16 protein-coding genes are annotated in these 12238 nt (G+C 54.4%); all 16 read left to right on the forward strand.

Annotated elements, in window-relative coordinates; translation table 11 throughout:
- Positions 1 to 243 (forward strand): hypothetical protein (locus ACR0MS_RS12565; protein WP_480578939.1); only part of this gene is annotated, 243 nt, incomplete at its 5' end.
- Positions 244 to 338: 95 nt separating this feature from the next.
- A complete protein-coding gene (locus ACR0MS_RS12570) occupies positions 339 to 1340 on the forward strand; it encodes a sterol desaturase family protein (protein ID WP_480573242.1) in 1002 nt (333 codons plus the stop codon).
- On the forward strand, positions 1337 to 2440 hold the full coding sequence (locus ACR0MS_RS12575; protein WP_480573245.1) for an acyltransferase family protein: 1104 nt from the start codon (positions 1337 to 1339) through the stop codon (positions 2438 to 2440). Before ACR0MS_RS12570 ends, ACR0MS_RS12575 begins: the two co-directional genes overlap by 4 nt.
- A gap of 206 nt (positions 2441 to 2646) precedes the next feature.
- Positions 2647 to 2961, forward strand: coding sequence for a 30S ribosomal protein S10 (gene rpsJ, locus ACR0MS_RS12580; RefSeq protein ID WP_008756422.1), 315 nt, complete (start codon positions 2647 to 2649; stop codon positions 2959 to 2961).
- Positions 2962 to 2979: 18 nt separating this feature from the next.
- A complete protein-coding gene (gene rplC / locus ACR0MS_RS12585) occupies positions 2980 to 3705 on the forward strand; it encodes a 50S ribosomal protein L3 (protein WP_171126011.1) in 726 nt (241 codons plus the stop codon).
- Positions 3702 to 4319 carry a 50S ribosomal protein L4 gene (gene rplD / locus ACR0MS_RS12590; protein WP_480573248.1) on the forward strand — a complete coding sequence of 206 codons (618 nt, stop codon included), beginning with the start codon at positions 3702 to 3704 and terminating at the stop codon, positions 4317 to 4319. The genes rplC and rplD overlap by 4 nt, the downstream gene beginning before the upstream one ends.
- Positions 4316 to 4612, forward strand: coding sequence for a 50S ribosomal protein L23 (locus tag ACR0MS_RS12595; protein ID WP_008757532.1), 297 nt, complete (start codon positions 4316 to 4318; stop codon positions 4610 to 4612). The genes rplD and ACR0MS_RS12595 overlap by 4 nt, the downstream gene beginning before the upstream one ends.
- Before the next feature lie 52 nt (positions 4613 to 4664).
- Positions 4665 to 6446 (forward strand): ATP-dependent nuclease, encoded by a 1782-nt coding sequence (locus ACR0MS_RS12600; protein ID WP_480573251.1) that lies wholly within the window; start codon positions 4665 to 4667, stop codon positions 6444 to 6446.
- Positions 6447 to 6635: 189 nt separating this feature from the next.
- Positions 6636 to 7478: a 50S ribosomal protein L2 gene (gene rplB, locus ACR0MS_RS12605; protein ID WP_050605843.1), complete on the forward strand. Its 843-nt coding sequence runs from the start codon at positions 6636 to 6638 to the stop codon at positions 7476 to 7478.
- Between the two features lie 3 nt (positions 7479 to 7481).
- Positions 7482 to 7760, forward strand: coding sequence for a 30S ribosomal protein S19 (gene rpsS / locus ACR0MS_RS12610; protein WP_005980699.1), 279 nt, complete (start codon positions 7482 to 7484; stop codon positions 7758 to 7760).
- A gap of 3 nt (positions 7761 to 7763) precedes the next feature.
- Complete coding sequence (gene rplV / locus ACR0MS_RS12615) at positions 7764 to 8144, forward strand: 50S ribosomal protein L22 (RefSeq protein ID WP_039538267.1); 381 nt, start codon at positions 7764 to 7766, stop codon at positions 8142 to 8144.
- Complete coding sequence (gene rpsC / locus ACR0MS_RS12620; RefSeq protein WP_008758042.1) at positions 8144 to 8854, forward strand: 30S ribosomal protein S3; 711 nt, start codon at positions 8144 to 8146, stop codon at positions 8852 to 8854. Before rplV ends, rpsC begins: the two co-directional genes overlap by 1 nt.
- Before the next feature lie 12 nt (positions 8855 to 8866).
- Positions 8867 to 9280, forward strand: a complete 414-nt coding sequence (rplP, locus tag ACR0MS_RS12625) for a 50S ribosomal protein L16 (protein ID WP_058283513.1) — start codon at positions 8867 to 8869, stop codon at positions 9278 to 9280.
- Between the two features lie 300 nt (positions 9281 to 9580).
- Entirely contained in the window at positions 9581 to 10045 is a 465-nt protein-coding gene (locus ACR0MS_RS12630; RefSeq protein ID WP_480573256.1) for a CBS domain-containing protein, read from the forward strand.
- 22 nt (positions 10046 to 10067) lie between these two features.
- A complete protein-coding gene (locus ACR0MS_RS12635; RefSeq protein WP_480573259.1) occupies positions 10068 to 11435 on the forward strand; it encodes an ArsB/NhaD family transporter in 1368 nt (455 codons plus the stop codon).
- Between the two features lie 73 nt (positions 11436 to 11508).
- Positions 11509 to 12129, forward strand: a complete 621-nt coding sequence (locus ACR0MS_RS12640) for a 2OG-Fe(II) oxygenase family protein (RefSeq protein ID WP_480573262.1) — start codon at positions 11509 to 11511, stop codon at positions 12127 to 12129.
- The last annotated feature ends 109 nt before the right edge of the window (positions 12130 to 12238 follow it).

A 12238-nucleotide genomic window follows, 5' to 3' on the forward strand; every position in this document is an offset into this window, starting at 1 on the left:
AGCCGCACAAAAAAGTGTGTCGAAAATCATCGAGTAAGGCGCGCTTGCCACGCCTGGTTGCGGCAGGCGATTTTCCAAAGGAAAATCTGCCGAGAGCAACACGGTGATAAACTAAAGAAGGCCGTCCCAAAGGGGGCGGCCTTTTTCATTGTGCATTCGGCAATGCCTCTGATGAAATCTGCTTTGGGAAGGGAGTTCGAAGCCGGTTCCGACTTGTGTCAGCTAGATGCTCTTAAAATTTGACGTATTTTGCCGACAATTTGGCATATTTCGGGTTCAGATTGGCGATATTGAAAGCTCGGGCACGCGCATAGCTGTTCCATCGAGGGAGATCGCGGTTGGATTTAATAAACAAGGTTTGGAGCTCGTTGGGATGGTATGCCACAAGCTATGAATCGCGTCTGGCGGTCTTTTACTTGTGCTGCACCGTTGTTTTGTCTTATGCAATTTGGGCGTACCGTGGCCGGCCTTCGAGCTTCACACAGTTTTTGTTGCCACGTGAAGTCTATTTTCACCGCTCAAATCTTATGGATATTCAAGTATTTGTGATTAATCTATTTTTGGGCGCGCTAGGTCTATTCGGTGCTACGTTGATCACTCCGGTCGTTGCGGTATTTGTGTTGAATGAACTCGTTGCACTTGGCGGTTCGTCGTTTCAGCCGCTTGATGTCACCTGGGGACGAAGCGCGCTGGCAACGCTGATTGTGATCCTTACGAAGGATTTCTGTAAATATTGGGCGCACTATATTCACCATGAAAGCCGCCTACTATGGCCGTTCCATGCCCTGCATCACTCGGCCGAGGTGTTGACACCGCTTACTGCCAATCGAAATCACCCAGTCTTTATTCTGATCCGCAACGTGATTTTCAGTTTCGGACTGGGCACGGTTCAAGCTCTTGTTCTGTACTTGTTAATTGGGAAAATTGACTTGCTGACTATCGGTGGCGCCAATGCAGGGTATTTCGTGTTCAACATACTGGGCGCGAACTTCCGACACAGTCACGTTTGGCTAAGCTACGGTCCTGTACTGGAACATATTTTTATCTCTCCCGCTCAACATCAGATTCATCACTCCAGAGCGAAGAAGCACTTCAACAAAAATTATGGCGAAGTCTTTGCGTTTTGGGATTGGATGTTTGGGACACTGTACATCCCGGACGGCCAAGAGGACCTTGAATTTGGACTTGCAGACGCCAAGGGCAATCCGATTGCACAACCTCATGGGACATTGAAGGAAGCCATCCTTCGTCCCTTTGTCGAAAGTTTCGAAGAAGCGACCGGGGTCAAGTTCAAATCCACTTCCCAAGACAATTTTGACGAGGCGAAAGTAAAGGAATGACGCGCGGATTATCCCTCTGGCTAGATGTTCTACGGGTCGCTGCGACACTGATCGTGGTCTTGTCCCATCTCGCGTATCCGCGCTTTACAGGGACGAAATATGTCTACCTACGCGACTGGAATGTCGGTAGTGACGCTGTCATCGTTTTTTTTGTCATTTCGGGTTGTGTTATAGCCTACGCTGCAGATCGAGATGCTACAGCATCCCGTTTTGCTTTCAATCGCCTGACACGCCTGTTTTCAGTCATGGTTCCAGCCATGGTGTTGACATTGATTTTTGATACCTATGGTTTGCTGATAGATAGAAGTGCTTACCCGGCACCATTCTATGAATGGCACCCTCCAACTGAATTCTTCCTGCGCGGCCTGACGTTTTCAAACGAATGGTCCGCTTTCGGTCGTCTGCGCCTTGGCACAAATGGTCCGCTGTGGTCGCTTAGCTATGAAGCGGCATATTATGTTTTGTTTGGTTTGGCGGTTTTCACCAAGGGTTTGGTCAGCGTCGCGATCCTGGCGGCTATTGCCACGATAGTTGGGCTGGACGTATTGCTTCTGATGCCTGCTTGGGTAATGGGTGTCGCCCTTTGGCACTGGTTAAAGTCCGGCGGCCCTGCGCGAAAAAGCGTCCATTTCGGTTGGGCTTTGATCATTCTGGGTCCGATTTTCTATCTGGTTGGACATATCGTGGGCATCCCAGAGTTTTTCGCGTCCAAGACGGCTGCGATGTTGGGTGTCGTGGATGCCCGCGCTGTTCTTGGATTTTCGGACGAGTTCATATGGAATTTCTTAATCGGAATTTACACTTCGATGTTCGTTGCCGGAATAGCGATCGTAAACCCCAAGAGCGTACCTGGAGCAATTCAAGTTCGATGGTTGGCCGGGGCTTGTTTTTCGATCTACGTAACCCACTACCCGGCTTTACATCTGTTGGACGCAACTCTCGCCGATTTCGTCGGTAGAGATTTGATACTTTTGTTTGGATCAATTGCGGTTGGCATTGTTTTCGCACATTATTTTGAACGGCCGATCAAACAGCTTCGATACTGGCTAAAAGGCTTAGGGGTTGCGCGGAAAACGCGAAACGACCAGTCCGCGAGTTAGCGTGATCCCTGTTCCTGAACCGCTGAATAACTGAGCTGGGCCAATTTCAGTTTACCCCTTGCCACATCTGCGTTCCCCCTGTAGTACGCGCGAGTTCGCTCATTGCGAATAGAGGCGGGGTGATTCCCGCCTTTTGGGTTCGATGAGGGTTGGCGATGCGCGTCTGTCCTCCTCTCAACCTCAACGCCTGATAAAAGGCTGTATCTATGCAAAGCCAAAACATCCGTATTCGGCTGAAGGCATTTGACTATCGCGTTCTGGATGCCAGCACGCAAGAGATCGTCAACACTGCCAAGCGGACCGGCGCGAACGTGCGCGGCCCGATCCCGCTGCCGAACAAGATTGAGAAGTTCACGGTTCTCCGTGGCCCTCACGTTGACAAGAAATCCCGCGACCAGTTCGAGATCCGCACGCACAAGCGTCTCTTGGACATTGTTGATCCGACCCCCCAGACCGTTGACGCGCTGATGAAGCTCGACCTCGCTGCTGGTGTGGATGTCGAGATCAAGCTGCAGTCGTAAGATCGGAGGGTATAGATTATGCGCTCTGGTATTATCGCAAAAAAAGTTGGCATGACCCGCCTGTTCATGGAAGACGGCAAGCAGATCCCTGTGACCGTTCTTCACCTGGACAACCTGCAGGTCGTTGCACAGCGTACCGCTGACAAAGACGGTTACACCGCCGTTCAGCTGGGCGCCGGTGCTGCCAAGGCAAAACGCACCTCGAAAGCTATGCGCGGTCACTATGCCGCTGCAAAGGTCGAGCCCAAGCGTAAGCTGGCCGAGTTCCGCGTCTCCGAAGATGGCCTGATCGAAGTGGGTGCCGAGATTTCGGCAGAACACTTCCTGGAAGGTCAGAAGGTTGACGTTTCGGGTACCTCGATCGGTAAAGGCTTTGCTGGTGCGATGAAGCGCCACAACTTCGGTGGTCTGCGCGCCTCGCACGGTGTGTCGATCAGCCACCGTTCGCACGGCTCAACGGGTCAGTGTCAGGACCCGGGCAAGGTTTTCAAAGGCAAGAAGATGGCCGGTCACATGGGTGCTGCCCGTGTCACCACTCAGAACCTGGAAGTCGTCAAAACCGACGCCGACCGGAACCTGGTCTTCATCAAAGGCGCCGTTCCCGGACCGAAATCGGGCTGGGTCACCGTCAAGGACGCCGTCAAGAAGAAAGCACCCGAAGGCCTGCCTTTCCCGGCAGCCGTAAAAGGTGCCGCAACTGAAGCACCTGCGGAAGAAGCTCCCGCGGAAGGTGGTGAAGCATGAAACTTGATGTAATCAAACTGGACGGCGGCAAAGCCGGCAACATCGAGCTGGATGCAGACCTGTTCGGCCTCGAGCCGCGCGCGGACATCCTGCACCGTGTGGTCCGTTGGCAGCGCAACAACGCGCAGGCCGGCACCCACAAGGTCAAGACCCGCTCGGAAACCAGCTACTCGACCAAGAAGATCTATCGCCAGAAGGGTACCGGTGGCGCACGCCATGGTGACCGCAACGCGCCGATCTTCCGTAAGGGTGGTGTGTACAAGGGCCCGACCCCGCGTTCGCACGGCCACGACCTGCCGAAGAAGTTCCGCAAGCTTGGCCTGCGCCACGCTCTGTCGGCCAAGGCCAAAGCAGGTGAACTGGTTGTGATCGAGAACGCCGAAGCCGAAGGCAAGACCGCTGCACTGGCCAAACAGGTTGCAAACCTGGGCTGGAAACGCGCTCTGGTCATCGACGGCGCGACCGTGAACGAAGGGTTCCTGAAAGCGTCGAAGAACATCGAAGGTCTGGATATCCTGCCGTCGATGGGCGCAAACGTCTATGACATCCTCAAGCGTGACACTCTGGTGCTCACCAAAGCGGCTGTCGAAGCACTGGAGGCTCGTCTGAAATGAGCGCGAAGGCAGAACATTACGACGTGATCCGCAAGCCGATCATCACCGAAAAGTCGACCATGGCATCTGAGAATGGCGCGGTTGTCTTTGAAGTGGCGATCGACAGCAACAAGCCGCAGATCAAAGAGGCTGTTGAAGCCTTGTTTGGTGTGAAGGTCAAAGCGGTGAACACCACCGTGACCAAAGGCAAGGTCAAGCGGTTCCGCGGCCAGCTGGGTCGTCGGAAAGACGTCAAAAAAGCATATGTGACCCTGGAAGAGGGTAACACCATCGACGTGAGCACCGGTCTCTGATCGAACCCGTCTTTGGAGAGAGATAAAGGCCCCCGCGAAAGCGGGGGTTTTTTTGTTTGGGAAATACAAGTCATTGCCGAGATTTCCTGTTGATGTCAGTTTGCAGGGGTCGCCTGAGAATGATAGCTCTCGGGAACTAAGTGTTTACGAGGCAGAAATTTTGCGAATTAGCGCCGTTTCCGTTGAAAACTTTAAAGCGATTAAAAATGCACGCGTCGAACTTGCCGATGTAACGATTCTGGTCGGTCAAAATAGCTCAGGTAAGTCTTCATTTCTTCAAGCTTTGCACTGGGCTTGCCGATGTGTCGCAGACAGTAAAATTCAAAACAACCAAGCCCGTAGTGTCGCAGTTCAATCGCTTGACTACTACCCGACACTAGACGCCAAGGTAGTCGGACATAACAGAGAATTGAGAGAAGGCCGCGGCGAACAAGACAACGTCTCTGTTTTTGTTTCTTTGGAATACGAGGATTCAGAAACTCACTTATTAGGACGGATTCCAATCAAGCGAGGTCGTAACGATGCAATTCAGATCGACCTGCGCCAAGAAAGCAAGCTTCCGTCACAGCTTTACGCTGAGTTGTCAAACCGGGTACACCCGTTCACGGCCTATATTCCTGGTCTTGCTGGCATTCCATCAAGCGAGGAAAAGAAAAGCCGACAGCCTGTGTTTAGAAGTGCGGCAAGCGGCGACGCAAACAGTGTCTTGAGAAATATCCTCCTGCTGATTTCTCAATCAAGCCTTGAGGATTTTGAGACCTTAGAAAGCTGGGTTTCAAAAGTGCTAGGGCCGACCAAACTTCGGATAAATTTTGATGAGGGAGATCATTTTGATATTCAAGCGACTATAAATACAGAGAAGATGCATAGCGAGTATTGGTCTCCGCTCGAGTTGGCTGGAACGGGAGTCCTGCAAGTTGTACAGATTTTTTCGTATTTGGTCCTGTTTCGCCCATCTATTTTGCTCATAGATGAGCCGGACGCACACCTCCACCCCGATAGGCAAGAAAAACTCATACGCGCGATTGAGGAAGCAGCGGTTGAATTTTCCACTCAAGTAATTCTCACTACTCACAGTCCGCATGTCATTCGGACATCTTCGGACAAGGTGAAACTAGCTTGGTTAACGGGCGGTGGAGTTGCACAAGACTCCGACACTATTCGAGGGAAAATGGGCTGGGGTCTTCTAGATCGCAGTACGCTGATTGTGACAGAGGACAAAAACACCCCATTGTTGCAAGCTATTCTCGATCAATGGCCGGATCACAGTAAGAAAACCGCGATATGGCCCGTGTTTGGCGTCACAAATCTGCCTACGGCGGATGGGGCCAAAGCACTCAAAGCGATGCTAGGATTGTCTAAATTGGTTGTTCATAGGGACGCTGACTTTATGCTCCAAGCCGAAAAAGATATTCTTACTGGAAAGTTCATAGGAAGCGGGTGCGATCTGTGGATCACAGAACCATCGGACGTAGAGGGCTATTTTTGTACGCGCGAACATCTCATTTCAGCGCTGGAAATTGACGAGGACCAGGCCGAGGATTGCTTGGCAGAAGCGTGGTGCGCTGCGAAAGATGCGAATGCGTTTAAGACGAAACGATCTCAAATAAACAAAGATGAAAAATTCTATCCGGGAGGGGCTGGCACTCCTTCTCTGGAAGATGCCCGAAAGGAGCTAGACTACCATTACGCCGGCTCAATCAAGGGAAAGAAACTTGTTAAACAACTCAAGGCGCTGATTCATCAACAGTTGAAGCTTTCACCTAACCTTTTGCTCGGGACTAAGGAGGGCGGTGAGGTTGCGCTCGACTTGAAAAGGCTTTTGGACGGTTAATCTTTTCTCACCCTATTGCCACCCACCCCCAACCCTGTTACACGCTCCCAGTCTTGCGGCCTCGGATTCGTTCCGGGGCCTCTGATATTTGTAACCGGGGACCTTCGGGGCCCTATACCCTTGGCACCTACGGGGGCCTATCACATAGCAGGGAAACCCCCTGCACTTGCTAAACGGAAGACAGAAAGCATGGCACTCAAGTCGTACAAGCCGACGACGCCGGGCCAGCGCGGGCTGGTGCTGATCGACCGTTCGGAGCTTTGGAAAGGACGTCCGGTCAAGTCTCTCACTGAGGGTTTGACCAAATCGGGCGGCCGGAACAACACCGGACGGATCACTTCACGCCGCCGCGGTGGTGGCGCAAAGCGTCTCTACCGGATCGTTGACTTCAAACGGAACAAATTTGATGTCGCGGCAACCGTCGAGCGGATCGAATATGACCCGAACCGGACCGCATTCATCGCACTGGTAAAATACGAAGACGGCGAGCAGGCATATATCCTGGCTCCGCAACGTCTGGCTGTTGGTGATAAAGTCGTGGCATCCGCCAAGGCTGACATCAAGCCGGGCAACGCAATGCCGTTCTCGGGTATGCCCATCGGTACCATCGTCCACAACATCGAGATGAAGCCTGGCAAAGGCGGTCAGATCGCACGTGCGGCCGGTACTTACGCGCAATTCGTTGGCCGCGATGGTGGCTACGCTCAGATCCGTCTGAGCTCGGGCGAACTGCGTCTTGTCCGTCAGGAATGCATGGCCACCGTTGGTGCCGTGTCCAACCCCGACAACAGCAACCAGAACCTCGGTAAAGCCGGTCGTATGCGTCACAAGGGCGTTCGTCCGTCGGTTCGTGGTGTTGCAATGAACCCGATCGACCACCCGCACGGTGGTGGTGAAGGTCGTACCTCGGGTGGCCGTACACCGGTTACACCGTGGGGTAAGGACACCAAGGGTAAGCGTACCCGCAACAAGAACAAAGCGTCCCAGAAGCTGATCATCCGCTCGCGGCACGCCAAGAAGAAGGGACGTTAATCCATGTCTCGCTCTGTTTGGAAGGGTCCTTTCGTCGATGCTTACGTGCTGAAAAAAGCCGAAGCAGCGCGCGAGTCGGGCCGCAACGAAGTCATCAAAATCTGGTCGCGTCGTTCCACCATTCTGCCCCAGTTCGTGGGTCTGACCTTTGGTGTGTACAACGGCCAGAAGCATATTCCCGTCAACGTCTCGGAAGACATGATCGGTCAGAAGTTCGGTGAATACTCGCCGACCCGCACCTATTATGGCCACGCCGCAGACAAAAAAGCGAAGCGGAAGTAAGTCATGGGCAAGGAAAAGAACCCCCGCCGCGTGGCTGAAAACGAAGCAATGGCGAAAACCCGCATGCTTCGCACCAGCCCGCAGAAACTGAACCTGGTTGCGCAAATGATCCGCGGCAAGAAAGTTGAGAAGGCTCTGACCGACCTGACTTTCAGCAACAAGCGTGTCGCGCAGGACGTCAAGAAGTGCCTGCAATCCGCAATCGCGAATGCTGAAAACAACCACAACCTGGACGTTGACGAGCTGATCGTCGCCGAAGCATGGGTTGGCAAGAACCTGGTCATGAAGCGCGGTCGTCCGCGGGCCCGTGGTCGTTTCGGCAAGATCATGAAGCCGTTCTCGGAGATCACCATCAAGGTGCGTCAAGTTGAGGAGCAAGCCTAATGGGTCATAAAGTAAATCCGATCGGCATGCGCCTGCAGGTCAACCGCACCTGGGACAGCCGCTGGTACGCCGACACCAAGGACTACGGTGATCTTCTGCTGGAAGACCTCAAGATCCGTGAGTTCATCAACAAAGAGTGCAAGCAGGCCGGTGTTGCCCGTGTGATCATCGAACGTCCGCACAAGAAGTGCCGCGTTACGATCCACACTGCACGTCCCGGTGTCATCATCGGCAAGAAAGGTGCGGACATCGAAGTTCTGCGCAAAAAGCTTGCTCGCATGACCGACAGCGAACTGCACCTGAACATCGTCGAAGTGCGCAAGCCCGAGCTTGACGCGCAGCTGGTTGCCGAGTCCATTGCTCAGCAGCTGGAACGTCGTGTTTCGTTCCGTCGCGCAATGAAGCGCTCGGTTCAGAACGCCATGCGTATGGGCGCCCTGGGTATCCGGGTGAACGTTGCTGGTCGTCTGGGCGGCGCCGAAATCGCACGGACCGAGTGGTACCGCGAAGGCCGCGTGCCTCTGCACACTCTGCGTGCCGACATCGATTACGCACATGCCGAAGCGATGACCCCCTACGGGATCATCGGGATCAAGGTCTGGATCTTCAAAGGTGAGATCATGGAGCACGATCCGCAGGCACGTGACCGTAAAGCACAGGAACTCCAGGACGGCCCTGCACCTCGTGGTGCTGGTGGCGGTCGTCGCTAAGGAGGGAAAGATATGCTTCAACCAAAGCGTACTAAATTCCGCAAGATGCACAAAGGCCGGATCAAGGGTCTCGCCAAAGGCGGCTCTGATCTGAACTTTGGCACCTACGGCCTGAAAGCTCTTGAGCCTGAGCGTGTAACCGCACGCCAGATCGAAGCTGCACGTCGTGCCATGACGCGTCACATGAAGCGTCAGGGTCGTGTCTGGATCCGCATCTTCCCCGACACTCCGGTCACGGCCAAGCCGATCGAAGTTCGTATGGGTAAAGGTAAAGGTTCGGTCGACCGCTGGGCCTGCAAAGTCAAGCCTGGCCGCGTGATGTTCGAAATCGACGGCGTCAATGATGACATCGCACGTGAGGCCCTGCGCCTGGCCGCGATGAAGCTGCCGATCAAGACCCGCGTCGTGGTTCGCGAAGACTGGTAAACAGCCCGGGGAAACCCAAAGAACATGGCCCCTGCCGAATACTCGGCGGGGGCTTTTACGTTTTGGCGGTTTGCGGGCGCGATAGTGGGTCGTTTCCGAAATTCAATACCGGCATTGCAAAAAACATGCACCTCAGGGGTGGCAAATTCTTCTGTCAGGTGAAAAGAAGCCCGCACACTTATTCCCGATCAGAGCTTGGGCAGTTCAATCCATCAACATGGTTTGAGCGCGCATAAAACCCTGGCTTTGACACCCGCTGAAAAACCGAGAGCACGAATGGGCCTTACTTGCAGGGACGTCATGGTCCCACCCGAAAACCAGAAGACAATTCACCCTGATGATAGCGTCGCAAAAGCGTTTGAGATCATTCGCGACAGCCGCGCTCGGTTCTTGCCGGTGGTTTCCGACGATGGAAGTTTTCAGGGTGTGTTTACCGCCCCGACGCTGATCAAGATGATCCTGCCGCAAGCCGCCCGGATTGGTGTCAGTTCTGAAACATCGCGGGTGCCAATTTCCAGTCTCAGCTTCATGAGTCTGACCAAAGAGGATTTCGGAGAGCAGATTAAGCGTCTGAATGAAGAACGGGTTGGGGATCATATGTCGGAACCGACAAATATTCCGGTGACCGCGCCCGACACTCCGGTGATGGAAGGCATCTTCCTGATCCATAAATTCAAGCGCCACGTCTTCCTTGTTGAGCCGGATACCAATCGTTTTGTGGGCACAGTCAGCCCCAACTCGCTGATTGACCACGCGCTAAGTTAACCCCTAATTCCGGATCAGACCCTTGACCGACCATTCCGTTTCGCATGGAGAACACGCGTTCTCTGTCCCTCAACTGTTGGGAATTGATCCTCTGTGGATCGCCACCGGTATTTTGATTGCTGTTTATGCTGTCCTGATTACCGAGAAAGTTAATCGCGCAATTCTGGCCATGCTTGGGGCCTCTTTGATGGTGCTTTTTGGCATCCTCAATCAGGAACAGGCCGTGGCAGGGGTAGACGCCAACACGCTGGCCCTGTTGATCGGCATGATGGTGATTGTGGGTATCACCAGTAAATGCGGCTTGTTCCAGTACGTCGCGATCAAGGCCGCCAAGGTGGTCAAGGCCAACCCGACGGGTATCCTGATTATGCTGACCCTGATCACCGCCGTGTTCTCGGCCCTGCTGGACAACGTGACGACCGTCCTGTTGATCGCCCCGATCACCTTGCTGATTACCGACGCGTTGGAGACACCTGTATTTCCGTTCTTCTTCGCCGAAATTCTGGCGTCGAATGTGGGGGGGACAGCGACCCTGATCGGTGACCCGCCCAACATCATCATCGGCTCTGCCGCCGGGCTGAGTTTCAACGAATTCGTGGTGAACCTGGCGCCGATTTCCGCCATCTGTCTGGTTGTTCTGACCGGGATCATTTACCTGATGAACCGGCGCACTCTGGCCGCCATTCCCAAGTCGGCCAGCGAAAAGATAATGCGGTTCAACGAGGACGAGGCGATCACGGATGTTAGCCTGATGATCAAATCGCTGTCCGTTTTGGCGCTGGTTCTTTTGGGCTTTACGCTGGGCCATAGCTACGGCATCCAGCCGGGGACTTCCGCGCTGGCTGGGGCCGGGCTGTTGATGCTGCTGGCCTACGGTCACCAAAGCGGCGAAGAACAATCCGAGTCCGTGCACCATATTTTTGGTGAGGTCGAATGGATCACGATTTTCTTCTTCGGCGGCTTGTTCGTGATTGTCGCAGGTGTCGAGCATGTGGGGCTGCTGGAGTTCTTTGGCCAGAAGGTGCTGGAACTGACCGAAGGTGACATGATGTGGACCGCGTTCTTCATCTTTTGGGCGTCGGGCATCCTGTCGGCTATTCTGGACAACATTCCCTTTGTCGCCACGATGATCCCGCTGATCGAATCCACTGCCGACACTTTCGGCGGCCCGGATGTGATCGAGCCCTTGTGGTGGTCGCTGGCTCTGGGTGCCTGTTTGGGTGGCAACGGGACCCTGTTGGGTGCCAGCGCGAACCTGACCGTTGCAGCCTTTGCAGAGAAAGCCAAACAGCCCATCGGTTTCGTCAAATTCGCGATCATGGCATTCCCGATCATGATCCTGACCCTGATGATCGCCAACGTCTATATCTGGCTTCGTTACTTCTATTGAGTCGCACCCGACCAGCCGCTTTTCTGGGGCGGCTGGTCTCGCGCTTATGTCCCCGCTGGGCTATAGCCGGGGCATGGCACAGATTGAATCACTCTTCGTTACCCGTCTCTATCGCGCAGCTTTGTCCGAGTTCGATCCCAAGATCGACGCAGAGGAGTTGGAAAGCTCCTGCCTTGTCATCGCCGAGGATGATGAGGCCGGGCAGGAATGGTGCGAGGAAAACGGCTATCCCGGCTACACCAGCTATGCCTCGCTGACCGATCTGCCCTGGCGGTTCCCGATCTTCGCCGATCTGGTGACCGCGTTGGACCAGCACGTGGCGGCCTTTGCCAAGGATCTGGAGTTTGATCTGGGCGAAGGACAGCTAAAGCTGGAAGACCTGTGGATCAACATCCTGCCCGAGGGCGGGATGCATTCCAGCCACTTGCATCCGCACAGTGTGATTTCAGGCACGACCTATGTGGCGATGCCCGAAGGGGCGAGTGCGCTGAAACTGGAAGACCCTCGCTCAGGCCGCATGATGGCCGCGCCGACGAGGATCAAAGGCGGGCGGCGCGACTTGCAGCCGTTCATCTATATGAAGCCACAGGTCGGGGATGTGTTGCTGTGGGAAAGCTGGCTGCGCCACGAGGTGCCGATAAATATGGCAGAGGACGAACGGATCAGTGTTAGCTTTAACTACAAATGGGAGTGAGCCCCGGTCCGCGCAGCGGCAATCGCTCCAGTGGAGCGATTGAGGGGCGAACGGGCGGAGCCCAAAAGGTTTTAGAGGAAGAGGGCCTACCCGCGCAATTGTACGACTA

The sequence above is a fragment of the Ruegeria sp. CJ2 genome (assembly GCF_056536745.1).

Bases quoted from the DNA above. Each gene is read 5' to 3' on its own strand.
- rplV (WP_039538267.1), top strand. From the start codon at position 7,764: ATGGGCAAGGAAAAGAACCCCCGCCGCGTGGCTGAAAACGAAGCAATG.
- ACR0MS_RS12640 (WP_480573262.1), top strand. From the start codon at position 11,509: ATGGCACAGATTGAATCACTCTTCGTTACCCGTCTCTATCGCGCAGCT.
- rplC (WP_171126011.1), top strand. From the start codon at position 2,980: ATGCGCTCTGGTATTATCGCAAAAAAAGTTGGCATGACCCGCCTGTTC.
- rpsS (WP_005980699.1), top strand. From the start codon at position 7,482: ATGTCTCGCTCTGTTTGGAAGGGTCCTTTCGTCGATGCTTACGTGCTG.
- rpsJ (WP_008756422.1), top strand. From the start codon at position 2,647: ATGCAAAGCCAAAACATCCGTATTCGGCTGAAGGCATTTGACTATCGC.
- rplD (WP_480573248.1), top strand. From the start codon at position 3,702: ATGAAACTTGATGTAATCAAACTGGACGGCGGCAAAGCCGGCAACATC.
- rplB (WP_050605843.1), top strand. From the start codon at position 6,636: ATGGCACTCAAGTCGTACAAGCCGACGACGCCGGGCCAGCGCGGGCTG.
- rpsC (WP_008758042.1), top strand. From the start codon at position 8,144: ATGGGTCATAAAGTAAATCCGATCGGCATGCGCCTGCAGGTCAACCGC.
- ACR0MS_RS12595 (WP_008757532.1), top strand. From the start codon at position 4,316: ATGAGCGCGAAGGCAGAACATTACGACGTGATCCGCAAGCCGATCATC.
- ACR0MS_RS12575 (WP_480573245.1), top strand. From the start codon at position 1,337: ATGACGCGCGGATTATCCCTCTGGCTAGATGTTCTACGGGTCGCTGCG.
- rplP (WP_058283513.1), top strand. From the start codon at position 8,867: ATGCTTCAACCAAAGCGTACTAAATTCCGCAAGATGCACAAAGGCCGG.
- ACR0MS_RS12630 (WP_480573256.1), top strand. From the start codon at position 9,581: ATGGTCCCACCCGAAAACCAGAAGACAATTCACCCTGATGATAGCGTC.